We start from the raw sequence: 24187 nt of genomic DNA on the forward strand, positions 1-24187 counted from the left end.
TGCGACGATGTCCGTGCTGTACTGCTCTCATCCAAAGACGTACCGTGCGGATGATTTTATGACACAGTAAGATTAGTTGCCAATGATTAAAATCAAAGTACATTGGATGACTCAGCTCGAAATATGTCCCAAAAATTCGCTGCGCCTTGGCGACGAGGCTCCTCCTCTAATTCTGCCTCTGGATCCGACATCGCCGTTATCCGGCTTCCTGCATCATGGCCAGGCCGTCGTCGATCGTAACCGTGCGGATTGCAATGTTCGTGTCCAAGTCCCGTTGAAGCCGATGAAGCCGATCGCCCCGCAACAGACCTCTCGCGCCACCCGCTCGATCTCCGCAATAATTTGCATCGATGGGTGTAGTCACCGCCGACTTGCGCGCTGTGACACACGCTCGGGTCGAGAGAGGATCCTAACATTACAGTTGTTTTTTTTGCTTTGAGGTGAGCGCGTTGCGCGGTCGCCTGGTGAACTCGGCGCCAGCAAGACCAAGCGATGATGTGTGCGGGCTGAATACGCTTTCGAGCGAGTCGGATGGCAATGCGGCGAATTTCCTGGATTGACCAACGGATCAGCGGCGGGGTGGTTGTACTTTGGCTTTTGCCGGATGACGGTGTTTCGTTTTTTTGGGCGGCGGCGGATTGGCGCGATGCCATCATGGCAAAGGCGAGCATCACCAGGGACACATGACGGTGCCAGCCATGCCAGGATCTTCTCTCGTTGTGATCGAGCCCGAATTCGTTTTTCGCGGTCTCAAAGCTGTCCTCGATCGCCCATCGATGGCCTTCGATCGCGACCAGCGTTTCGATGGATGTTCCCGCTGGACACCAGGTGGTGAAGAAGGCGAGGTCATCATCGGCGATACGACGACGGATCAGTAGACCACGCGTCCACAAGCCATCATTAGCACTGTTGAACTGCTCGGCCTCGAGATCGGCCAATTCGAGATAACACCAATCGTGTAGTCGCGGCCCTTTGGTTCCGGCTCCCGCCGACAGACGCTTCCAGTCAGCGCCGCGTCCGGGCTAATGTCTGCAGCCGTACCGGCGACCGGCGGTCGCTTGCTCCAGGATCGAAACACATGAGCACTGCACGCATATTGCTCGGCTTGAAAACCAGCAACCTGAAACGCGGAGGACCACCTCTGCTGCTGGGCCGAAAGACCTCGTTGGAGAGAGTTGCTGCATTCCTGCATGATGGATAAGCGCCTGAGCGCTGCCGATGCGATGTCGCTACCAATGCCACGTCGCGATTGCCGATTACCTTAGCTTGACGCTCGAAAACTGTATCGCACGCAGTGTCACAACGGCCTGAAGCAGGCATTCTCGATTTCATCGGAAATACCCGACGGGATATCGCAATTTTCGACCGACAGCGGCTTGCGAGCCTCGACCTCCAGGATTGTCCCTGATCGGCGATTTGCTGCCCGCGAGAGCATCCACTGATCCGCATTCGGACGAATCTGCTGGATGACTGCATTCGGCGTGGCCGTCAAGGCGCCGTAGACGAGGTGCAGTCGAGGAATGGGGTTGAAGTGGTGCCGCAGCCTAAAACGGTGAAGTTCACCGGGAGACGCTGATCGCTGGTCTCGCCAAGGCGCACGGCCAGCGGCGCCTGGAGGAGAAACTGCTCGCGCTGTCGAAGCCAAAGCTGCTGATCGACGACGAGCTCAGCACCGTGTTCGCCGATCCAGTGGCCGCCACCGCTCGCCATTAGGCGCGTCGGCAGCGGCGGACGGCGTGGCTTGTCTCTCCGCAGACCGCGTGCAACTGCTGCATCGGCTTCACCAGCGGGTGCTCATATGGATGATCGCCTCCAGGCGAGGGCGAAAGCGTCTCGCCTCGTTGCTTTCGACGCCAAGGCAGTCATCAGACCCGGAGTGTAGGGCGAGTCACCGCAGTCGCAGGGGATGACGTACGGCCCGTCGGTGTTCCTGCAGGTCGTACAGTAGCTTGCTCTCTGCGGATGTGCTCGCCGCGACAGCGCTATCTGCAAGCACCGCCCCAACCACCATACGGAATTCAGGGGCAATGAATACTGCTGGAGTTAGTAGGTGCTCTTTCTCGACCGTCAACTACGTGTATGCGCCGTGCGCGCCATGCGGACACAAGTTGGCGGGAAAGGAAAACTTGATGCGATTTGATTTCAGCAAGCTCCGCCGCGCTTCTCTTGCACTCGCTCTTTTTGCCTGCGGCACGATGGACACCGGCCGGGCCGATGATCCGCCGCGGTGCTCTGAAGGCTCCACGCAGGCAGGCCATAAGAGCGGTCCCAGACGAACGGGCGGGACAAACACCGAGCGCGCCGTCTGCAAGCGAGCTGCATCGCTTGCCGCCGGATTCGACCACCAAGCATACGCTCCATGTGCCAGGCCGGGTACTCAGCTTTGCTGCGACCGCGGGCTCGATCCGGCTATTCGACGAAAAAGGCGAGCCGCAAGCCGACATCGCCTATACGGCTTATCAGCTCGACGGGACGGACCGCACGACGCGTCCGGTCACATTCTTCTTCAACGGCGGACCCGGCTCATCTTCGGCTTGGCTCCAGCTCGGCAATGCCGGTCCCTGGCGGCTGCCGATCAACGCCGACGAGGTCACGCCTTCCACTTCTTTAGAAGCGAAGCCTAATGCGGGAAACCTGGCTCGACTTCACCGACCTCGTCTTCATCGACCCGGTCGGGACTGGCTATAGCCGCTTCGTCGCGAACGGTGAGGATGTCCGCAAGAAGTTCTTTTCCGTCGACGGCGATGTCAGCGCCCTCGCGTTGAGTATACGCCGCTGGCTTGAGAAGTACGACCGGCTCCTATCGCCAAAGTACGTCGTGGGCGAAAGTTATGGCGGCATTCGAGGACCGAAGGTCGTGCGCCAGCTGCAGACGCGTCAGGGTGTCGGAGTCAAGGGCTTGATCTTGGTCTCGCCGGTGTTTGACTACGCTCCCCCCGGGATCTTGCGATATGTCACGCTGCTGCCGAGCTATGTCGCAACAGCCCGTGAAGCCAAGAGCCAAGCGAAGGGCTCCGATCTCACCGCCGTGGAAAATTACGCGCAAGGCGAGCTCCTGGCCGACCTCCTCAAAGGTGAGGCTGACAGCGAGGCCAGCAATCGCATCGCTGATAAGCTCGCCGTGTTAACCGGCATCGACCAAGGCGTGACCCGAGCACGTGGCGGCCGCATTGACATTGGCGAATTCCGCCGCGAGCTGGATCGCCGCAGCGGCAAGGTGACCGGCGGTTATGATGCCTCGGTGAGGGGTCTGGATCCCTATCCGCATTCAGCTGCCCACCCCTTCGGCGACCCCTCGGGTGATGCGCTTGCGCCGCCGGTGACGAGTGCTGCCGTCGATGTCCTGACGCGCAAGCTCAAGTGGCGGCCGGATGGCTCTTATGAACTGCTCAATGGTGCGGTCGGAAAGGCTTGGGATTTCGGCAATACACCTCCAGAGTCGCTGTCGGAGCTGCGACAGGCTCTCGCAACGGATGCGAAGATGAAGGTGCTGGTGGGACACGGGCTTTTTGATCTTGTGACCCCTTATTTCGCCACGAAAATGGCCCTCGCTCAGTTGCCCGCCTTCGCCTCAGCGCCGCGGGTCAGGCTGCTGGTCCTCCCTGGCGGCCACATGTTCTATTCACGTGACTCCTCGCGTCAGGCTTTTCGCGCAGAAGTCGAGGCAATGATCACGTCGGAAACCGAACATTAACGCTGCGCAGATTTCGCCGTGAGTAGGGTAAGCGGTTTTGCGCTGATCGCACCCGATTTATTGATCGATGTGAGTCGCCAACAGCCGCTGATCCTTCGGCAATGCCGGCGGCGCCAATCGCGATCCTAAAGCTGGTGCTGCCGCTCTGGTGGTTGGTGCTGCTGGCGATCATGATGCCGGCTCTGACGATGATGATCGTCGTCATGCCAACTATGGCGATCATCATGCCGACGAGCAGCAGCACCACGCGAACCATCATATGGTGCCCCCGATGATCGCCGCCGGCTATGCCGGCCTTGTTCTAGTCGCGTCTGGCCGCTAGGCGCGCGCGGCGGTATTAACGAACAGGGGCGCCGCGCTGTCTGCTACTTCCTTGGGCAGCATCCTTAGCTGTTCTGCGTCGAAGGGCAGATAAGTGAGATATTTTGCGACCAGAGCGCCCACGGCTTCTGCTTGTGCTGCATCTCGTTGGCGCTTGAGCGGCTCCCTATCCGCTCGACGGGACAACCACAGCTTATGCGCCGCCCAAACCCGCGGATCTGGAGCGACGATGCGCACCGGTTCGCCTTTTTCGTCGATCGCGACAGCCTCGAAAGCGGGAGAATTCTGCAGCCAATCGAGGCCTTCGATTTGGACGGCAGTCGGGTCTTCGGGATCCGAGCCGCTCTTATCCGGTGCCTTCTTCCCGGGAGGACTCTGCATCGGCTTGATCAGATCGACGAGATAGCCGTTGCGATTCACAGCTCGGAACGTCTGCTTGGTCCGTTCGAAGCTGGTGTCAACGCGTTGAAGTATCTTCAGGAGCGAAGACTCTGAGACGTCCTCGTCCGCCACAAACGTAAGCCCGCCGCGAGCGTCGAACAGCAGGTCGATGTCTTCCGTCGTGGCCAGGCCCGGATCGATCCTGACTCCGGAAGACGCTTCATATCCGTAGATGGCGTTCGTTCCGAGAATCCGAATGCCAGAACCCAACATCCTGTAGCCATCGAGAGCGCGCATGATCCGGGCTCCGATCAAAGGCACGCGACCCAGGCCTAGCGCACGATTGACCGCCGCTTGTCGCTCCATCGTATAGCGCAAGTTCTCTAATCGGTCTTCCAACACAGCGCGCGTAGCCTCGAAGTCGGCCTTCATCTTTTCAGTTTCTGGAGAGCGCGCCCCGAGAGACCTTTGCTTCCGGAGACCTGCTTTGTCGTAGTAGCTCCGGACGAGATATTCGTGCCCTTTCGACTCTACCCATGTCAGGGAGCCCCGCTGCGCGCCGTACGCCTCCTTAGCGTCGCGCAGGGCTTGGAAGCGCTGCTGGCTGTTGATTAACTCGCGACGTTGATCATTGTTAAGTTCTTGAAATTCCATAGTTTCAACACTTTTGCCTGATTTTGTCCGCCGTTGTTGAAACAACATTTATCGGTCTATATCAATGGTTTCAACAACCCAATCCAAGATTAGGCCAGTCTGTTGAAACCAGCAACTTTGGCCTGCTTCGGACGGTCTCACGCCGTCTTGGAGCTGATATTGAAATGGGCGTTCGGCGAACCCGAATGGGTAGGCACCGCCGAAAACCGCATGGCCCGCGCGGCCGCGATCAATGCGGTTTGCGACATATGCGCCCGGGCGGTCGCGGGACGGCAGGTTTCCGAACCGGCTAAGACCGGACTCCAGATTCGTTGCCCGCCTAACGCTCGATTTCGCAAGCGAACGCGTCAAGCTGTCGCGCGGCGCCTCAAAAGAGTGCTCGCGTCGGCACGCTGCCGGCAGCCAGGGCGGCGCGCATCGCGGCGTTGGTGCGCCAACTGCGCGCGAGGGCCTCGAATGAATCGCGCCCTCGACCTGATCGACCTCAACGACTCGACGCGTTAGGGACAACCGTGCTAGAACATACAGGGAACACATATCCAGGCGGTTGCAACGCGACCGCATTGCATCTGAACTAAGCCGATGTCGGCGGCCGGTCCTGTACCGTGTCGCGCCACTCCCTCTGTTTGTGTCGAGTACGATTTCGATATGCCCCTATTCCGCCATCTGCACGACGACGCTTTTCTGGTTTTCTCACGGGACCACAAGCATCTTTATGCGGCGTGTCTCCTCGACTTGCATGAGCGGTACTTCACCGGTGCCCCTGCGTATCCGACACCTCAGCAGGTGGTCCATGCCATCTACGACGTCATGCGTGCGCATCCGTCCCTGTGGAGCGAAGGCGATGACTTCGGCGAGGCGCTTCCGGAGGTGATCTCGTCGGGCCGGCGGCGGATCCGCCGCGCCGACATTTCCGCGGGCTCGGAGAAGGGAGACAAGGCCCTCACCTTGGCCCGCCAGCTCTACTCCCGCCTGATCGCATGGCGTTGGCTCGAAGAGGAAGAATACGGCCTGCGGGTCACCGTCGACATGGCAATGGGACCGCTGCTGGTCATCCAGCGACTAGCGAGCCTGAACAAAGATCTGTCGCAGCGGTTCGGAGGACTGATCGTCCAGATCCGCCTCAACCTCGAAGCCGTCGAGAAGCTCACGCCCGATGTGACGGACCGCAAGCAGCGCGAGGCCGCCCTCGCCGTGCGAGAGGCCCGCAACCAGGCCGATCAGTTCACCAAAAGCCTCCGCGCGATCCTTGCCGACCTCAAGCGGATCCGACGGACCGTCATGGAATCAAAGACAGTGGGCGACCGTCTCGAGGCCTTCTTCGAGGAATTCGTCGATCAGCTCCTGCTCAGGGATTTCGAGTCCATCCTCACCGTCAACCACCCCTACCGCTTCAGGGACGCCATCGTCGACCTTGCCCGGAAGATCTCCTACATGCCCGAAACGATGCAAGTTCTCGCGGAGGAATACGCCAGAGCCAGCATGGCGGCGGACGTCGAGGACGGCCACATGGCCGCCGCCGACGACCTGCTCGCGATCGAGAACATCTTCGAGCAGATCGGCGAGATGTTCGAACGCATCGAGATATTCAGACGGCAGCTGGAGGCGCGGGTCAGGAACACGATCAAGTATGCCGAGCGCGGTACGCAAGGATTGGTCGGGCGCGCCGGCGACCTGGTAGGCCGGCTGGACGCCCTGCTGCGGGACGGCCGCCACGATGAGGCCACCGTGGAATGGAGCATCGAGCCGCTGCGGTCCCCCTGGTCGGAGCACCATCAGGCTCCCACCAGGCAGCCGCGCCGTCCCGTCGAGGCGAGAGAGCTCGCCGCACCCCCATCGGACCCGCTATACGAATTGCGCAAGCAATTGCGGCTCGAGTACATCGCCCGCATCGCGCCCCGCCCGGAGGACGTCCGGCGTTTCCTGGAAGGCCAGGTGCCGCCGTTCGGCACCAAGGAAGCGCGGTTTATGGAGATCGAGACGGTGGACGATTTCCTCGCATTCGACACCGCACGCCGCTACGCGCTCACCGGCGAGGTCCCGCCGCAGGTCGCCAAGGGTTTCGAACTGGAGCCGTCGCCGGAAACCCCGCCCCATGACAGCGAATGGCTCAGATGCGCGAACTTCGTAGTCAGGCGTTCAGGCGCGCTGCGCAAGGACAAGGCACATGCTTAACGAATTCGAGAACATCGAAAGGTCCGCCGGCGCGGACAAGGCCGCGGACCTGCGGAGAGCGCTCCACTTCCTGCTGCGCAGGCAGTTCGTGTTCGCGGGCGATCCGCGCACCGGGAAGATCTACAACACCATCATGGACGGCCGCTTCCGCGACGTGGTGGACGGCTTCTTCGACAGTTGCGGCTACCGCGTCCACCGCGATCCCGAAGCCCAGTGGGCCGGAGTCCTCGCGATCGACGAGGACGTGCCTCTGCCACGCATGCGGCTCGACGAGACCATCGTGACACTCGTCCTCGCCGCGCACTGGCAGGAGGAAGTCAATCTCGGCGCGATCGAGGACCGCGCCGTCGTCGTCACGACGCTGAACGCTCTGCACGACCGATACAAGGACATGGTGCAGCCCAACGGCGGCGGCGCCATCGGCATCAACCGCTTTCGCGATATCCTAAAGGAAGCCTCTCAGCGCAGTCTGGTCGAGATCGGCGACTACGACAACGAACAGCAGGACTGCGAAATCCGGATCCGGCCGATGATCAAGCTGATCAGCGGCGGCGACGCCCTCCAGCGGCTCGAGCGGTACGCCCGCAGCGAGGAGGCTCGATCGCCGCAGCCCACAGGGGAAGAAGCATGATGGAATTGCGTCATCTCGCCATGGTGAACTGGCACCTGTTCGACGTCGCCGACATCCCCGTCGCCGGCCACATCGGCGTGCTCGGCGAGAACCGATCCGGCAAGTCGACCATTCTCGACATGGCTCAGGTCGTGTTGACAGGCGGCAACAGGCGCTTCCTGCGACTAAACGCGGTCGCGGGCGACAGCGGCAAGTCGCGGAGCGGCTCCAAGCGCAGCGTCGTCGATTACTGCCTTGGGACCTTGGGCGAAGACCAGCGGCGCCGGGACGATGCGCGCACCTACGTCAGCCTCGGCTTCGAGGACACCGAGGGCGTTCGCCCGCCGATGACCATCGGCATGGCGCTCGAGGCACGCAAGGCGGACAGCAAAGAGACGGTCCTCGCCCTGTTCGTCGCCGTGGGCACGATCCTCACGTCCAAGGCCTTCATCGAGCACAGGGGGACCTCGCAATTCCCGGCTCAGTGGGAGGACGTGCGCGGGCGCATCGTGGCCGCAGTGGGCGAGCAGAATTTCATCAATCACCGCGACCGGGCGGGAGACTACGTCCGCGAATACATGCGCCATCTGCTTCCGCATGCACCCTACGGCGAGCAGAACGCGAGCGCCCTGCAGAAATCGATCGTCAACGCGATGACGCTGGATCACAACCAGACCGCTACGCAGTTCGTTCGGACCTACATCCTGGAAGATAGTCCGATCCGGATCGGGGAGTTGCGCGAGTCGATCCAGACCTACAGGAACATCAGCGAGACCATCCGTAAGATGCGCCTCAAGCTGGAGGCGCTGAAGGAATTGAGGACGATCCTCGCGGCGCTGGCAGAGGCCTTCGAAACGAAATTCCGCGAGCAGTGGATCGCAAAGCGCGCCGAGTGGCTCGCCGCCCGGGCGACCAACCGGGACTGGAGGACCAGGCTGCACCTTGCGACCGCGCAGCGCGATGCCGCTGCAGGCGAACTTGCGTTCCTCGCCGAAGACATCAAGGCGATCGACAAGGAGGTCGAACGGCTTACCGAAGCCATCGCCGAGCACGATGCCAAGACCGGCAGAAAATCGTTCCAGCAGACTGCGTCGGTAGCTGCCCAGGCGGCGCAGCGGGCCGCCGCGGATTTCAAAGCGCGCCTCGACGCGATCCGGCGTCTGCAGCCGCTGAGCGCCATGCGCGGCCAGGGCTTCGACGATTTCATCCCCGTCGTCGACAATTTACAGGCCGCGGCAGAGGGTGCCGCCGTCGTCTCCGTTTCCGAGGAGCTCTCGGTGGCGGAAAGCGCCCTCACCACATCCGGAGCACAGCAGCTCGCCAAGGTCGATGAAGCGCGCCAGGAGATCATCGCAAAGGTCGCCCAACTGCGCGCGCAGCGCGACGACCTGCTGGGCCGGATTCGGCAGCACGCCTCCGGAGGAGCGCGGGCACACCTTGAACCGGACACCGAGCGCCTCTGCCAAAGGCTCCGGCAGAAGGGGATGGCACCGAGGGTACTCTGCGAATTGATCGAGGTTGCGGACCCGGAATGGGCGGGAGCCGCCGAAGCGCTGCTCGGCCGAGACCGCGACGCCGTCTTCGTCGACAGACCAGACATCGGCGACGCGACGGCGATCTTCAAGGAAGGACGCCGCGAATTCCGGCGCACCTCCCTGGTGAGCCTCAACAAGCTGGAGCAGTTCAGGGCCAGGCCGGACCGCGGAACATTCCCTGCGATCTTCCGCACCGACGATCCGGACGCACTGTCGTTCATCATGCGCCGCTACGGCTCCGTGCGGCTCGCCGAGACGCTCGAGCAGTTCAACAGGCCGGGCCGGGCGATCATGAGGGACGGCCTCTACGACGACGGCCTGGTGCGAACGCATCGGTCGATCGATCCTTCCCAGCACAAGATCGGCAAGACCGCCCAGGCAAACGCCCTGCGCGCCCTGCAGGAGCAGGCGGACGATCTGGAAGCTTCGCTTGCGCAAGCCAACGAGGCGGAAATCGCGGACAGCGCCTTCATGGCGCTCAAGGCGCTGTGCGAGACGGCCACGGCAGACCTGAAGGCTCACGCCACTGCCTACGCCGCCGCCCAGACCGAGAAGGCCGATGCGGACACCAAACTTGCGGCCCTGGACAGCGCCGGCGATGGAGGCCTCCGCGACAAGAAACTGGCGCAACAGGAGCTTAAGAAGAAGAGGATCGGCGAGCGCGAGACCCAGCAGACCGCCTTCAACAGGCACGATGGCGAAGTTAGAACGGCGACGAACAGGCTCGGCGACGGTGAAAACGTCCCGGGCTCCGAACTCAATCTGAAGATCGCCTGGTCGCTGTTCGCCAAGAACCAGCCGCTCTACGCCGCGGCGAAGGGCCGGCCCGCGTACCGATCGCGGCTCGACGCCCGCATGCAGAAGAACGAGGCGGAAAAGCACCGCGCCATCGCCGAGAAGGCGGTGAAAGACGCCGATGCCGCGGACAGCGAGCGCGGACGCGTCGAACGGCGCGTGCGCGAATTCCTGGACAATTATTTCGAAGAGTTCGGAACGCAGTCGCAAATCGGCATCGAGAGCGAGCCCCTTCGTGAGGTGAAGCCCTGGATGGACCTGTTGATCAGCGACATCGAGTCCAACGAACTGCGGCAATATGAACGACAGGCACGGGAAGCGGCCGAGAAGGCAGCGACCCTGCTGCGCGGCGAGTTCATCAACGCACTGACCTCGCGCATCGGCAAGATGGAGCGGGACCTGCAGTCGCTGAACCGCAGCCTGCACGCGCATCCCTTCCACAACGAGCGCTACTCGTTCCACCGCACCCAGGTGGTCGAATTCCAGCCGATCCTGAAAATCATCGAGATCGGCAAGACCTCTCCGGAGGCGCTGGACATGCTCTTCCGCGGCGACGTGCCCGAAGATTTCCCGCACAAGGACACGATTCTCGCACTCGAAGCGCTGCTGGAGGACCCGGAGAAGGACTTCACCGAATTTGAAGACTACCGGAACTTCTACACGTTCGAGATCCACATGGAGGACGTCGCAACGGGTAGGTCGACCCGCTGGGAGCAGCGCCGAGGTACGGGCTCCGGAGCCGAACAGCAGGTCCCCATCTACGTCGCGATCGGCGCGTCACTGGCGGCGGTCTACGGCAGCGCCGAGCGGCGCGCCGGCAAGCCTTCGGGCTTCGCTCTCGCGATGTTCGACGAGGCGTTCTCAAAATTGGACGGACGAAACCAGCGCCAGATGATGAGCTTCTATAAGAACCTCGGCCTCCAGTTCGTCATCGCGGCCCCGTTCGAGAAGCGCGTCGCTGTCCTCGAACACATGGACACCATCGTCGAGGTCGACCGCATCGGCGAACAGTCCAGAGCGACCGTGGTCTCCCTGAAGGAAAAGGCCAAGCAGGAACTGATGGCGATCGATCCCGACCTGATCTCCGACGCCGATCTCTCGCTCCGGCTCGCGGCCGAGTAGCCATGCCGCGCGTGTTTACCGACGCGAGGGAGCTTCTAGGCGACCTCTTGGACCGGTTCGAGGCCGGCACCGCGAGCCCGATCGGCTATCCGGACTACGCCGCGTTCACCTCGGTCGTTGCCGCGGATGCCTTCCTCAAGGAAATCTCGTGCGCAGAAGAGGCGGGCGCGATCAGCATGGCGCGCGGACGCGGGCCTAAGCGCAATGAAATCGCGCACGTCCGTCTCGCATCGCCCGACACGCTGTATCGCTATCTCGGCCGCACTCCCGCCCCCAAAATCGCGGAGGACGCCGCTGCGCGGCTTGTCGCCGGCCTGGAACTGGATGCTCGCCTGAAGGATGCCGCGGCGGCCATTGCGACCGCTTGGAGCAGGGCAAAGACATGGAACGCGTTCTCACCGACAGACACCGATCGGCTGCGCGACGCATTCGTGCTCGCACAGGCGATCCTCGACGGCAAACACGTGAACGTCGACTACCGGACCTTCTCCAGAAGGACCGTCGGCGACAGCAAGACGCTTGAGCGCCTCGAGAGTGCGGTCGTTCGCCTTCTCGCTGGGATCATCGAGCTTCCACCGGAGGCTAGACCGCGGGCGGCGCTGCGCGCCATCGGCCTTGAACGTTTCGCCCCACCGCTCCTGATCGCGGGCCGCGTCGATCTCGAAGGTGCCGACCTCTCGGCAGCCTCGCCCCTCTATCTGGGGGTCGCGCCAAACGAAGCGGACCGCATCCGCTTCCGGGAGCCGCCGGCCTACCTCCTCACGATTGAGAACTTCGCGAGCTTCAGCCGCCACCTCATCGAGGCCGACCCCACACGCCTGGGGGCAACCGTCTACGTCGGCGGCTACCCGTCGCTGGCGACGCAGCACGCGCTGCGCGTCCTCGCGGAGGCCGTCCCGGACGATACTCCGATCTTCCACTGGTCCGACATCGATCCGGACGGGACCTGGATCTTCCGGACGATCGAGCAGGCGGTCGGGCGCAGCATCAGACCGCACCTCATGAGCCCCGACATCGCGGAAGCCTTCGGCAACACCCCTGCGATGAAGGCATCTCCCGCGCGATGCCCGCCGGAATCCGGCGTCGCCATATTGGCCGCCTATTTGCTTGGCGAGGGTGCGAAGACGCTGGAGCAAGAAGAACTCGATCCGCAGCTGCCCGAAACGCTGCCAAGACAGGAGGTCGGCTCTGACGCGGCGGTCTGACGCTCATCGACTTCCCAGCCGACGATTGCCCCCTCGGAGGAAACGAGCGCAGGTCGACAAGAGCGGCGCCGGCGTCGAACGCCTTGGTCTGCTGCGGGAAGCTGGCTGCCGGGGCCCAACATCGTTAACCTGTCGATGGTGTTCGGCTCGCGCCTGCGCGGGCTTGCCGGCGGCGTCGCCGCCTTCGCCGGGCTGTTGGTGCCGCCGACGCTGATCATGACGGCTCTCTGCGGGCCCGGCACGATACCGTGAATGGTCGTCATGCCCCGACCATCAGCCCCATCCTGACGCTTGCAAAACTCCCCGAGGAGCAGGCCAAGATCCCGAAATGGGGAAATGGCTCGATCCTGTTGTAAACGCGCGTTTCCATCGACGAGGCCGCTCAGGCCTCGTTACCGACCACATGACCATTTTTGTCGAGTTTCTGCCGATTCAACGCCGACACGACTGTCGGTATGAAAGCTTCGGGAAGACGATACGTAGGCGTCACGGATCAGCGCCAGCTCGACCTTGGTACCCACCACCTCATTCTGCTCTTCCGGCCGCGTGGTGGAAATACCGGCCGACTTCGTGATGAGGAACGCGTCAGGCATCCGGCGGACCGATCGCGCCCGGCCTCAATACTGAACATCACCGAAATCCGCCCCCGTCCCACCCTGCGCGTCATCGAAGACCGCAAGCCGAGCGTCCTCGACGACCGGCGCGTGATCGACTTCACCCGCTTCTGCCGGGTGGTAGGCATCATCGATTCCGAGACCGGTCTCATTAGGAGCCTGCCACGCAGCGAGCGCGAACCCGAGAATTGAGCAATGGGGCGGAGGAATCCGGATCGTCTTTTCGGCGCGAGGATTTCTGCCGCGAGCTGAGGGCGAAATCGGCCAAGAGGGAAGCCGCCGAGAAGATGCGGGAGTCCGCCGCCGAGACCTGCCAAGCTCGGAATTATCGCATGATCGGGCTGGGGGGCCGGCGCAGCCGTCGCCGACCATCAGTGAAGCGATGAAGGACGGTTCTACTATCTCGAGGTCAAGTGCCGGCGGTGCGCCTCGGCATCGCGAAGTTCGCCGCATCGGTCGCTGCCGGTTCACCAACGGGACTCTGGCGCATGTCCGGACACCCGGCGGTTCAACACGCCCTACGAAATCAGGCGTTCGACTCTCTGGGTCTCCCCCGAATCTTCATGCCTGTGCCGGTTTAACTCGATCGAACCGCCGGGGTACGGACCCCTATGCCCGGTGGTGTGGGAGAGGTGGCGTCGCGAGACGTCCCGACCCGGAACGGACATCTTACATGCGGCTGACCCAAAATCAGCTGCTGGCAACATCGTGCTGGTTCGAGTACGCCAGGGCCGAATATCCCGTCCAAGCCGCGTGGCCTTTCTGGCGCGTTGTCAAAAAGCCAGGCTGTTGGTCGCGCCGGAGTGGGCTGTCACGCGCAGAAAGCCCGATCGGTCAAACCGATTCCGACGGCGATCGGATCGTCACGGCGAGCGATGTGCAGGACCACCCAGATGTGATCACAGCGTCCGCGGCGCACAACAGACTGGCCGTCTACCCGTTTCGATATTTTCGTCGATGTGGGCGGTACTCGAGGATGGTCATCAGCGGCTCCGAGGTCTGCATCACGGCCACACCCGGCGCCTCCCGGCCCAAATCACGAGACGTCGCGCACCGCTCCCATTAACCCCGCTTGTCTAGGTCGATTAAGTTGTTGCATGATCGCGATTCCCGTTAGGGTATGACGTTGCAAGCCTCCAGCATTGTGGGAGGTCGAGCAGTGATCTTTAGAGATATCGCCGCCGGAATGATTGTGTTGGTGAATGCGCTTCTTGCCGCGGGCCCAACCTTGGCACAAAAGTCCGAAGAATCTGCCCCGGCACCCAGCTCGGCTTGGCTTGTTCTGAATGGGTTGCCGTCAGCGCTCCGCGTGTCCACCATACAGCCGTGGTCCATGCCGGATCGTCCGTGCGCGACGTTTCGAGTCACGACGGTGGCACCGAAGTTTCTCATCAACCTGACGACGACGGGGCTCGGCGCCACAGTTCTGGCCGATGAAGTGCCCAATCGGCCCGCCTGCTCGACCGTCCAGGGACCGCGCGGCTCTCGCCAGGCACCCGCCGCCTGGACCGATCGGCTCGTGCTCGAGAGCGGAAGCGGCCCGCCGAAGATCATCGACCGCATCGTGGCAGTTTGGGTGGACGTCGATTCGCTCAGCGCCGATGGCGTCGCGATGGATGGCCGCATTCTCGCGTTGGCGCCGGGAGAGCGAACGCTCGAGATTCCACTCAAGGTCGAGCGCACACCGGCCTCACCGTTCTTCACCGCGGCGGCATGGTTCCTAGGCGTATTCATTCCCGCCGCGATCACCGCCGGCTTGGGTTTTCTAGTGACGCAGCGCAATGCGGCGGAGAGCGCGAAATCGGCATTTCGTACCTACGTTGTGGAGAACTCTGCAGTCATTGCCGGCTTCGTGTCTAATGATGTCAGGGCGACCCTGCTCGCGCCGGGAGTCGAGGGGGCTCTGAAAACCCTTCTCGCCGTGATGTATCGGAAGAATATGCTCGCGAAGCTGCCCAAGCCGGAATCAGAGCGGCTACGCGGTATCTGCTTTGCGGAGAACCGGCAGGAATATCTCGCGTTGCTAGCTGAGCTGTTTCCGGAGCTGACTTCCGAGATCGACGATATTCGTAGTCACCTGCCCTGAGGACGCCAGGATGCCAAGGCCCGCGCAAACGTTGTTGGACGTGCTGAGCGCTCATCCGGAGTTTCGGCTTCGCACGAATCCCTTTGCTCCGCTCGCGCCGGGTGGGGTCGCTAAATTCGATTATCTGGCGGGATCACTGGCGCCCCACCAGCACAGCGGCGATCTCGCCAGCTATTTCGATCATTATGACTGGAAGGATAAGGACCGTCTGGTGGGCGTCGGCAAGACTGGGCTAACGACGCTCGCCCCGCCCGGTGCCGCGGCCGGCACGGTGATTCTGCTCAGCGGCTTTCAGGGCACAGGGCGGAAATCCTTGCGCAACATGCTGCACTATGATGTTCACTCGCGCTTCGCCCCGCGACCCGTCATAGTAACGGAGCATACGGCTGCTATTGTTCCAGACCGGCTCAACGTGGCGGACACGCTGCTGCAGAGTTTTTTTCGACGCGTAAGAGATTACGACGACACGCTCAAGAATAAGGGAGCGAACCGTCTTTCCAAACGGATGGCGGACACCCGGAAGGAATGGAAGGAGAGTGCGCTCGTTCAATCGCCCGACGTCGATGCCTTGTTCGGCTATCTCAAGGAGGATGTTAGCAGGGCCGCAACTGTTCCCCTGATCGTCTTCTTTCTCGATGCCACCGTCCACGCGTTCGATCTGGACGCGTGGCGCCCCACCTGTGCAACGTTGTGCAAGCTTGCGGATTACGCATTCGTGTCGTTCAGCGATCTGTCGAAAGCCTCGATTCTCAAATACAACCTTGCCACCAATGCGATCCGAGTCGCGCTGGTGGATTCGCCTCGCATCACCAAAGCGCAGACCGTCGACTTCCTGCGCTGGCGCCTCGCCGAGGAACGCACTCCCGCCCTCGCCGCGGGTGCCGGTTCTGAGCCGGAGCTTGCTCCATTCACCGGGGCTGCTCTGGACGAGTTGTTCGCGCCGACCCCTAGAGCCCCAGAGCCAGTGACCCTGCCGATCAAGGTCGTCATCTCGCGGCTCGACGGCGCATTCTCGCAGAAGTGTGAAGCCCTCGCGCAGCAGCTCGCCGCGAATGGTGGCAATGTCAATGCGATCCCACCGGGCGCCGTGCGGATTACCCGCGACGACATGAAGAGGCTGATACCATGACCGCAACTGCGGGCGTACCGGAGAATCCGGAAACCCAGACGTCAGCCCAGCTCAACCCTGGCGACGACAATCCATATCCGGCGGCCGCCGTGGAGACCTTCGGCACGCCGATTGCAGCAAGCGCTGAATTTAAGTTCATGAGTGACGCGCGTGAGCTGCTCTCCAACTATCTCAAGCTTTATCCGTTGGATGCCAAGGATCGCCCGACCGGCATGGCGGCGGTTGGGGGCGCCATCACCGTCACGGGAGGAAACGGCAGCGGCAAGACGTTTCTCCTCAAGTGGTTGCGCGCCCAGGCCGCCAGCCTCGCCAGCCTTAAGTGCCGCTTCCTCTATGCCAAGGCGGATGACGAGAATGTCGTCAACGTCTATCGCCAGTTTGTGCGCAATCTCGCCCACGACGATCTCAGACAGGTTGTCGACACGGCCTTGCAGCGCATCGGCGAAAAAATTGTCGGAGCCGCGCGGGCGACGAAGGATGCCGCGCCGCGGGTGCAGTCGGGAGCGCTCACCGCTGGCGTCGACACCCTCGACGTCAACGAACTCTATCTCAAGCTTAGGCAGCAACTTTCGGAGGTGGGCGACGCGACCGCCGTATCGACTAAATTCGCAATAGCCACCGGACTCATCAATGAGCCTTCATATGGGGCTGCGGCGTTCGAACTGCTGTCAGGTGGCGCGCCCGCGCAGCAGGGTCCCCCTCTGCCTGCGGCCCTGTGGACTGAATCTTTCAGATCGGCGGACACGGCCGACATTGCGGTCAATGCGCTCGAATGCCTCACCGCGCTATTTCGGATCGCAGGCATACCATTGGTGCTGCTACTCGATCAGCTAGAGAATTTTGTCCCTGCGGATCCAATGCGTGCGGCGACTGCGGCGTCCATCGTGAAGAAGATGGTGGAACAGGTGGCTCGCCAGGACGGGGTGATCGTGTTGACCGGCACCGTTCCGGTTTTCGAGCGGTTTCCCCGCGACGTCAGCCCGCGCTTCTATCAGCGCGAGCCCGTGGTAGCCGGACATCTCAGCCGCGACGAAACGCGCTCGTTGCTGTCGGCGCATGCGCGTAATCGCGAGAAGTTTACGGAAACCGCCATTGGCATGATCCGCGACCTCTCCGGCGGAAACCCGCGCGAGATCCTGCGGATTGCGCACGAGGCGTGGGCCCTATCCGCCGGGCGCCCTGCCTCAGTGACCAACGACAGTCTTGTTGCCGCCGCGGGCAAGACCGGCAGCCTGGCGGATCGCGCCAAGGTGGCGCGCCAAGTGATCGACAACGTCGTGGCACGCGCCAATTTTTCGGCACGCACCGATCTCGTCCTAGCGGGCGGCGGTAAGATCGACCGCCTGATTGTCCCAACTGGCTCTGACCTTAATGAGCCCTCGCTCGCCATCGTCATCGCAACCGCATCGGACGCCACGCAGGAAGCGGCGGCCGGCCTGTCCTTGGCGACGACGCGGCGCGATCTCGCAAAGCTGTCGCCGGCGCCGGCTATGCTGGTCGTTGCCGTCGGTTACGCCAGCGACCGCGTACAAGCTCTGCTGCGGGATATCTCGTCCGTTATGACCTTCGAGGAGGAGACATTCTCGCAGGACATCGAACGGGAGATATCGCAACTTGTGCTTGCGCCGCGGTCGAACCCGGCCGCCCCGGGCAAGCCGCCGGGGGAATCGGCCATGCCGCAGGTCCTGGCGGAAACGCTCGAGAAACTTGAACGGCGCCTGGCACAGATCGAGGCCGACCGCCAGGTGCGCGCCCGCGAGTCCGCAGAGGACCTAGCGGAACAGCTCGGCGAACTCTCGGAGCAACGACAGCAGGAGAGCAAGGGCAATGTTCGCTGGGAACTGCTCGATCAAGTTGAACGGTTGCGGTTGGCCGCAAGGGAACACCAACTCGACCGTGAGCGCAGCATCGTGCGCAGCATGCTGGTGGCCAATGAGCTTCAGTTCAAGTCTACCGCGCTCGATTTCTTGTGCGGCGCCTATCTCGATTCGCTCGACTGGAACGAAGCCACCCGTGTTGGCGACAGTCCAGATGGATTCTTGTTCGTCCGCCAGTTCGAGCAGCTACGATTGGACATCGTCAGAAGCATGAGAGGGGAACTGCTGCGTGGCGCGCCCGGACCGTGGTCGATCAGGCAGCCGCATGTAGCCGCATCAATATCAGGGTTAGTCGCCTTCGTCGCAGCCATCGCATTGTCTGTGATCACGCCCCGTTTTTTTGCGATGAGCCCAGACGACCTGTGGCTCAAGGCTGCGTTGAGCATCGGCCCCGCGTCGCTGGTCGGGCTGGTCTGTTTCGTCGCTCTGCGCCTCATCGCCACGCCTGCGCTACGCTTCGGCGGATATCAGGAGCGGATCCGGGGGCTGCAGCATGACGCCGAGCGGGCAAATCAGAGACGCTAACCTACACTCGCATGGCGAGTCGGTGGATGACCAGCCGCCCAGCGGTTCGCTGCGGTGCATGAGTCCAAAATTGGCCCTTCGCATCATTTAGCTGCGCTGCAAACTTTGGTCGCTGGAGACGGTACGTCGGGCGTCCGCCAAGCCGCCGACGCCACCGTCCGCCAGGAGATCGAGAAATTCGCCCACATCATCTTTTCGAGCAGCCCGGCGCAACGCGAATTCTGGATCGGCCAGCGCGGAGTGACGATCGAGGAACTGGGCGCACGATATGACGGGTGCAAGCCCTACCTCCACGGTAGTGACTCCCATGATCAGCAATCCGTCGGCCAGCCTGTCGACAATCGTTTCTCGTGGATCAAGGGCGCGCTGAAGTTCGATGCGCTCCGCAGAGCGCCCCAACGCCGAGCTCCATTCAGCCGACCTTCCGTTTCGGGACCATGCGATTGGACGCTTGGGAAGCGCGCTATTGGCATGCCTGCGACACGATCCTCCACGAGATGGAGTCCTCGTTAGAACACTGGCTCGGAGCTGCCGATGCAAAGGCTCCGCGCCAATTACTCGAGGAGGCGCAAACGCCCTGGATGCAGCGGTGTGTCTTCGCGTGGATGCGGCCGAGGAGGCTTTCGCTGCATTGAAAAGGTCCGAACGCGACCGCCTTGAGGCTGAGGCGAAGATGAGACAGCCAGAACAGCAGGATGATCTCTTCAAAGGCAGCTATGACAAAATCTGGCCAGAAAAGTGCCCGTCGTGTGGGTGCCATGCTTTCATGACCGGAGACTAGACCGGCGAAGACATCAGCGAAGTCCATGACGAGTACGCCATCTGGGAGATCGTTGACCGCGAGTTCGCGGGCGAAGAATTTCGCTGCCCGACGTGTGATTTGTCTCTTAATGGAAGCGATGAGATCGTCGCTGCCGGTCTACACAACGTGCATGAGGATCGAGAGGAACGAGAGATGGAGTACGAGCCCGACTACGGCAACGACTAAACTGTCTTGCTCCATCCTTCCCAGGTTTCGATAATTCGACGTTATCGCGACAAAGACGGGGGACCGAAGCCCCGCGCTGGTTGTGTCACCCAGCTCAGCTGGCTGGCGGCCGGCCTTCATCAGCCGGCAGCAGCTGTCACGCCCGCAAGCCGGCGACCTCGGTAGCCTTATGGATCCCCCAGGATCCCGGCAGCCGCCATGCCCCAGAATCGATCTCGCCGCCCTCAGCGGCCCGATGTTGTGGTGGCTGATATTGACGACGCGGGGGACCTGAGTGGTCATGACAGAGGCTCCAAAACGGGTTTTCTGCGGGAACTGGTACTCAGCAGCAGAAAAGCCGCCCGGAGGGGCGGCTTTGTTTCTAGACGAATACAATTTCTCCGTGTATGCAGCTTGCGATTGACAAAACGCGAGGTGTCTACGTGAAGATCAGCCGCAAATCTTTGTTCGCGTTAGGAATTTTGGCCGTCATCCTCGCAGCGCTCGTGGTTTTCTCCGATCCGTCAATCTCGGCTAAATTCCACTACACCGTGTTCTGATGCGTCTTGCACGCACGCTTCTGTTGCAGTTCGCGTTCCTCGCCGTTGCGATCGAGGCGATGTTCTTCCTGTTTGCAGTCGTCTCCATGCATCGCGGCAACCCCTACCGACTTTACGATCCTGCACGCCTTCTAGCTGCGATCGAGGCCAACCTGCCAACGGAGCGAAGTGCATCTCCGATCGGCTGGGGCAATGAACTCGCTCGCCCTCACCCGCCGCTCTCGATGCCTTTGTGTGGCTCCGCCTGGGGCGGATCGTTTACATTTTCGGATGACGTCGCGGATAAGGATGCATGGCCGCATCTACTCTCGCTTCACCTTGGCTGCCAGATCGAGAACTTCGGCTCCGATGGCTATGGGCTCGACCAGACTGCATTGATGATCGAGCACAAGACCCCAGCCAACTCGCTTCTTATCGTGGGCCTAAACTGGCCGATGCTGCAGCTCGATGCGCTGACATCGTGGACTTTCATCGATCTGACTGACGATCATGCCCCGCGCGCCCGCGTCACCAAGCCGATCTTCGAACGCCGCGGGAGCGGTTTGACCCTAATCCCGCGTCCTACTTCAACAGTCGAAGCAATCACCGCTTATTACGCCCGAGATGCCGCCGCCGCCGACTGGACCCCTCTTACCTTTCCATATTCGCTCGCGGCGATCAAAGCGATCTGGCGGCATTTCAACGTTCCGGAATTCACCAACAACGGCCCGCTATCGAATACCCCGATTTCGCGTGACCTGCACGCACGAGGCTCAGCGTTGATAGCGCGCATGGCTGATTTGGCGCACACCCACAACGATCGTCTCGCAACCGTTCTGCTCCCTCCGGCCGACATCCGCATTCCGGCATCGCAGATGTACCGGCAGATGCTTGCCGCGCTTCCGTCTGGTACATGCGTGATCGATCCCAGCGATGAGATCAACACGCTGGCTGCCCGCGAGCCGATCGGCACAGCCAGCGGTCATTTTACGGCCGGCGCTAATGCCGCCATCGCGCGCGCCGTGGCCCAAGGCCTTGCCCGCTGTGGATTCACCTCATGACGGGCCGCCACGTTCCAGCGCTGGACCTGCTCCGCGGGATTGCTGCCTTCTCCGTCGTCATCCCGCATTTCTTCATGGCGATCGGCATCGGTAAGCACGCGGCGGAAAGCGTCTCGATCCTTGGCGTCGAAGTCTTCTTCGTCCTCTCAGGCTTCGTGCTGGCCCCGCAGATCCTGCTCGTCACCGTCGAGCGGCCAAGCGCCGCGAACCTCGGCATCTTCTGGGTCCGGCGCTGGATGCGCACCATCCCGCCCTACCTCATTGCCCTTGTCCTGACCTCGCTCAGTGCCCATGAGCTGCGCTCAGCCGACTTTGTCCGTTACCTGTTCTACGTTCAGAACTTCGCCCGCCAGGCGAACACAAACGACTACTTCACGATCGCCTGGAGCCTGTCGGTCGAGGAGTGGTTCTATCTCCTCTTCCCTATCTTCTGCCTTGCGCTCGCGCCTCTTCTTCCAACCCGGCACCGCGCCGACATTGCTGCGTTCGGCTTTATCCTGATCGTCACGCTCCTGCGCTTCTCCTTCGGCGATAGTGCCGATTGGGGCGCTGGTACCCGCCGTATCGTGCTCTTCCGCATGGACGCGATAGCTTATGGCTTTGCCATGCACCTTGCCTGCACGCGGACAACACTGCTCAAGCGCGTATCTACAAGGGGCGCCGTGGTCGCGCTAGCTGGGCTTACCCTTGTCGCGTCTATCCTGACGGCGCTGATGCCGACCGAGCACCGTATCATTGAGGCGACATTCCCGTTCTACGCCCCTCTGTTCGGCGCTGGCGCGATCCTCGCGGCGCTGAAGCTCGATGCAGCGCTATCGGCGTTTCGCTCCCTGGTGCGGATTGCAACCTGGCTGGGCCGCATCTCCTACTCGACGTACCTGTTTCACCTCCTGGTGCTTGCAGCCTTCCTGCCGCTCGCAGGAGGCATGTCAATCGCGGCCGCGCTGCCGGCGTTCCTTGCCCTGGTCGCCAGCATCGCGAGCCTGATCTACACAGGCGTCGAGGCACCGATCCTGAATGCACGGCCGCGTTTCACTGCGGATACAGTCCGCACTTCAGCCGCATCTGCGGCAATTCCAGCGGCAGACCACGCTGGGCGAACAGCGCTGTAACGTTGCTAGACTGAGCGCCAATCCTACATAGTTGTCCAAGCCACGACGTTGCCTGTCGTTGTGGTACCGGCATTATTGAGAGTATTGGTGCAGCCGTTCGGCTGGATAGATCCGATGAGGATGTTCCCGGTCTGAGATCCAGCCTGTCGGACGACGACAGAGTTGCAGCCTCCGGCCGCTACACCGCCAGTTATGCCGCTGATCTTGGTCATGGCGCCCGTACCGGCTGCATAGTTTATGTGGATGGGAAAATTGAATTCCTTCTACGTGGCCATTCTCAATGACTGTCATCGAAGTCGATGAGACAGGACCATTGAGCAAGATCGCATCACCACTCGTCATGCCGAAGCTTTCGACAATGAACTCACGGATAGTTTGGACTGCTGCGCTATAAGCCAGAATAACACGGGATCGGTCGAACCAGCGTTGAGCGAGCGGAACAGACCAACCATGGTGAAGTCGGATGCGCGGCCATAGCCCGTGTCAGTAACAACACATGCCAGCAAGTAAGTGTAGACCGCGACATTCAGTAACGCGATGCCCTGCTGCTGGCAGTTGCTGTAGATCATCGAGATGCCGGCGTTCGCGGACGCGAGCGCCCCGTACAGCAGCATCTCTCGAACGTTGGTGTAGAAACACGCGAAGTGCAGGTTCGGATCTCCCAGTGTGATGAACCGTTGACCGGCAGAGTCGGTATCGCACTGCTTCAGAACGGTATTGCCCTTCCCGGCACCACTAAGAGAGACCGAACCGTAGACAGTCAGGCCGCCGTAGACCTTGGCGGCAGCGCCGCCAGGAATGAAAACGATGTTGCCGTTGTGACCGCCTGCGTCGATGTTGAGGGTGCCGCGATGCGAGGCAAAGTTGATCGCGCGCTGGATGGCTGCCGCGTCATCCGTAGCCGCGCCAAGATTGCCGTTGTAGTCGAGTTTCGCGCCGACCTGGCGCACGTTCACGACGCTATTGGACACATATTGGAATTTGTTGCCCGCGCTGTCAGTGAACGACCCGGCTGCGGTGGTGACCGCCGCAACCGTCACGGTCGGTTGCACCGAGCAAGTGACGGAAGACCCGAAGCCAACGGACGACGGAATCGTCAGGGTATCGCCGATGACATAAACATTCCGCACTGCCGACCGTTCCGCTCACCCACTTCGTGATCTGATAGGACAGCGTGCACGCCGTCAGCGCAATGTCGGAGGTCGCAGATCCGTTTAGCGAGCCCTTGAAGGTGTTGGCCGTTCCCGTCGCAAGCTTGGCGTTGGTGACATTGCTGTCCGCGATCTTCCCGGTCGTCACCGCATTGGGCTGGATGGTGACGACGCCCGTGCCGGTATTGATCGTCGCATCGCCCGAGGCCGTGAAGCCGCCGAACGCGCCGGTGTTGTACTGGATCTGGCCGTTGGTGCCGCCGGCGGCCTGGCCGATCTCCTGCCGCACGAACTTGGTGGAGGCCGCGCGTCCATCGCTGGTGCCATGGGGCGCGGTCGGCACGATGCAGTTCGGATTCTTGTCTCCGCGCCCTTGAGCGTGGACCTCCAGCGAGAAACCGCTGGCCAGCGCCGCCGCGAGAACTATCGCTACGATCAGCCGCCGAACGCGCCGTCGACGGCAGGGCCCGGAAACAGTGGAAAAGTCTGCTGGCTCATGGGCAGGATCGGCACACCGTGGCCCACTGGGTGTCATTCGGCCTGCAATATTGACCCCCCGTATTGCCTCAGGAAGGAATGTTACCCGGGATGAAGGTCTGCGAGCTCCGCAGACCGATCTCGAAGCTGCGGCGAA

15 protein-coding genes and 4 pseudogenes are annotated in these 24187 nt (G+C 61.9%); 13 read left to right on the top strand and 6 right to left on the bottom strand.

Features of this window, described 5'->3' with window-relative positions:
• Window positions 1-568: 568 nt before the first annotated feature.
• Window positions 569-1087, bottom strand: a pseudogene (locus SO139_RS39650) (transposase); the annotation flags it as partial.
• Window positions 1088-1488: 401 nt separating this feature from the next.
• Window positions 1489-1710 (bottom strand): hypothetical protein, encoded by a 222-nt coding sequence (locus SO139_RS39655; RefSeq protein ID WP_498541742.1) that lies wholly within the window; start codon window positions 1708-1710, stop codon window positions 1489-1491.
• 419 nt (window positions 1711-2129) lie between these two features.
• On the opposite strand from SO139_RS39655, the pseudogene SO139_RS39660 reads away from it, so the two are divergent.
• Window positions 2130-3694 (top strand): annotated as a pseudogene (locus SO139_RS39660) (S10 family peptidase).
• Here SO139_RS39660 and SO139_RS39665 read toward each other — a convergent pair.
• Both SO139_RS39665 and SO139_RS39670 read right to left on the bottom strand, forming a co-directional pair.
• Window positions 3672-3953 (bottom strand): hypothetical protein, encoded by a 282-nt coding sequence (locus tag SO139_RS39665; protein ID WP_498541743.1) that lies wholly within the window; start codon window positions 3951-3953, stop codon window positions 3672-3674. The pseudogene SO139_RS39660 and the gene SO139_RS39665 sit on opposite strands and share 23 nt — an antisense overlap.
• Before the next feature lie 59 nt (window positions 3954-4012).
• Window positions 4013-5098, bottom strand: a complete 1086-nt coding sequence (locus SO139_RS39670) for a GSU2403 family nucleotidyltransferase fold protein (protein ID WP_498541744.1) — start codon at window positions 5096-5098, stop codon at window positions 4013-4015.
• A 534-nt stretch (window positions 5099-5632) separates the two neighbouring features.
• Here SO139_RS39670 and SO139_RS39675 point away from each other — a divergent pair.
• The 12 genes and pseudogenes from SO139_RS39675 to SO139_RS39730 all read left to right on the top strand — a co-directional run bounded on the left by SO139_RS39675 (window position 5633) and on the right by SO139_RS39730 (window position 22402).
• Window positions 5633-7225: a Wadjet anti-phage system protein JetA family protein gene (locus tag SO139_RS39675; protein ID WP_498541745.1), complete on the top strand. Its 1593-nt coding sequence runs from the start codon at window positions 5633-5635 to the stop codon at window positions 7223-7225.
• Window positions 7218-7856 carry a DUF4194 domain-containing protein gene (locus SO139_RS39680; protein ID WP_449383554.1) on the top strand — a complete coding sequence of 213 codons (639 nt, stop codon included), beginning with the start codon at window positions 7218-7220 and terminating at the stop codon, window positions 7854-7856. The genes SO139_RS39675 and SO139_RS39680 overlap by 8 nt, the downstream gene beginning before the upstream one ends.
• Complete coding sequence (locus SO139_RS39685; protein WP_498541746.1) at window positions 7853-11287, top strand: SbcC/MukB-like Walker B domain-containing protein; 3435 nt, start codon at window positions 7853-7855, stop codon at window positions 11285-11287. The genes SO139_RS39680 and SO139_RS39685 overlap by 4 nt, the downstream gene beginning before the upstream one ends.
• 2 nt (window positions 11288-11289) lie before the next feature.
• Window positions 11290-12492 (top strand): Wadjet anti-phage system protein JetD domain-containing protein, encoded by a 1203-nt coding sequence (locus SO139_RS39690; protein ID WP_498541747.1) that lies wholly within the window; start codon window positions 11290-11292, stop codon window positions 12490-12492.
• 102 nt (window positions 12493-12594) lie between these two features.
• Window positions 12595-12720 (top strand): annotated as a pseudogene (locus SO139_RS39695) (chromate transporter); the annotation flags it as partial.
• A gap of 227 nt (window positions 12721-12947) precedes the next feature.
• Window positions 12948-13298: a hypothetical protein gene (locus tag SO139_RS39700; protein WP_498541748.1), complete on the top strand. Its 351-nt coding sequence runs from the start codon at window positions 12948-12950 to the stop codon at window positions 13296-13298.
• A 967-nt stretch (window positions 13299-14265) separates the two neighbouring features.
• The gene (locus SO139_RS39705; RefSeq protein WP_498541749.1) at window positions 14266-15192 is read left to right on the top strand and encodes a hypothetical protein; all 927 of its coding nucleotides are present in this window, start codon (window positions 14266-14268) and stop codon (window positions 15190-15192) included.
• Between the two features lie 10 nt (window positions 15193-15202).
• Window positions 15203-16321 (top strand): hypothetical protein, encoded by a 1119-nt coding sequence (locus tag SO139_RS39710; RefSeq protein ID WP_498541750.1) that lies wholly within the window; start codon window positions 15203-15205, stop codon window positions 16319-16321.
• On the top strand, window positions 16318-18723 hold the full coding sequence (locus SO139_RS39715) for a P-loop NTPase family protein (protein ID WP_498541751.1): 2406 nt from the start codon (window positions 16318-16320) through the stop codon (window positions 18721-18723). Before SO139_RS39710 ends, SO139_RS39715 begins: the two co-directional genes overlap by 4 nt.
• A 111-nt stretch (window positions 18724-18834) precedes the next feature.
• Window positions 18835-19116 (top strand): annotated as a pseudogene (locus SO139_RS39720) (TrlF family AAA-like ATPase); the annotation flags it as partial.
• Window positions 19117-20309: 1193 nt separating this feature from the next.
• On the top strand, window positions 20310-21290 hold the full coding sequence (locus tag SO139_RS39725) for a hypothetical protein (RefSeq protein ID WP_498541752.1): 981 nt from the start codon (window positions 20310-20312) through the stop codon (window positions 21288-21290).
• The gene (locus tag SO139_RS39730; RefSeq protein ID WP_498541753.1) at window positions 21287-22402 is read left to right on the top strand and encodes an acyltransferase family protein; all 1116 of its coding nucleotides are present in this window, start codon (window positions 21287-21289) and stop codon (window positions 22400-22402) included. Before SO139_RS39725 ends, SO139_RS39730 begins: the two co-directional genes overlap by 4 nt.
• A 338-nt stretch (window positions 22403-22740) precedes the next feature.
• Here the strand turns inward: SO139_RS39730 and SO139_RS39735 are convergent, their stop codons facing one another.
• Together SO139_RS39735 and SO139_RS39740 are read right to left on the bottom strand one after the other, a co-directional pair.
• A complete protein-coding gene (locus SO139_RS39735) occupies window positions 22741-23442 on the bottom strand; it encodes a glycosyl hydrolase family 28-related protein (RefSeq protein WP_498541754.1) in 702 nt (233 codons plus the stop codon).
• Complete coding sequence (locus SO139_RS39740) at window positions 23399-23896, bottom strand: hypothetical protein (protein ID WP_498541755.1); 498 nt, start codon at window positions 23894-23896, stop codon at window positions 23399-23401. The genes SO139_RS39735 and SO139_RS39740 overlap by 44 nt, the downstream gene beginning before the upstream one ends.
• Between the last annotated feature and the right edge of the window lie 291 nt (window positions 23897-24187).

The organism is Bradyrhizobium sp. UFLA05-89 (assembly GCF_059803475.1).

Excerpts from the sequence above, each read along its gene's own strand:
- SO139_RS39685 (WP_498541746.1), top strand. The coding sequence starts at position 7,853 with ATGATGGAATTGCGTCATCTCGCCATGGTGAACTGGCACCTGTTCGAC.
- SO139_RS39680 (WP_449383554.1), top strand. The coding sequence starts at position 7,218 with ATGCTTAACGAATTCGAGAACATCGAAAGGTCCGCCGGCGCGGACAAG.
- SO139_RS39665 (WP_498541743.1), bottom strand. The coding sequence starts at position 3,953 with ATGATGGTTCGCGTGGTGCTGCTGCTCGTCGGCATGATGATCGCCATA.
- SO139_RS39725 (WP_498541752.1), top strand. The coding sequence starts at position 20,310 with ATGTTCTTCCTGTTTGCAGTCGTCTCCATGCATCGCGGCAACCCCTAC.
- SO139_RS39690 (WP_498541747.1), top strand. The coding sequence starts at position 11,290 with ATGCCGCGCGTGTTTACCGACGCGAGGGAGCTTCTAGGCGACCTCTTG.
- SO139_RS39655 (WP_498541742.1), bottom strand. The coding sequence starts at position 1,710 with ATGGCGAGCGGTGGCGGCCACTGGATCGGCGAACACGGTGCTGAGCTC.
- SO139_RS39715 (WP_498541751.1), top strand. The coding sequence starts at position 16,318 with ATGACCGCAACTGCGGGCGTACCGGAGAATCCGGAAACCCAGACGTCA.
- SO139_RS39675 (WP_498541745.1), top strand. The coding sequence starts at position 5,633 with ATGTCGGCGGCCGGTCCTGTACCGTGTCGCGCCACTCCCTCTGTTTGT.
- SO139_RS39710 (WP_498541750.1), top strand. The coding sequence starts at position 15,203 with ATGCCAAGGCCCGCGCAAACGTTGTTGGACGTGCTGAGCGCTCATCCG.
- SO139_RS39670 (WP_498541744.1), bottom strand. The coding sequence starts at position 5,098 with ATGTTGTTTCAACAACGGCGGACAAAATCAGGCAAAAGTGTTGAAACT.
- SO139_RS39730 (WP_498541753.1), top strand. The coding sequence starts at position 21,287 with ATGACGGGCCGCCACGTTCCAGCGCTGGACCTGCTCCGCGGGATTGCT.
- SO139_RS39700 (WP_498541748.1), top strand. The coding sequence starts at position 12,948 with ATGAAAGCTTCGGGAAGACGATACGTAGGCGTCACGGATCAGCGCCAG.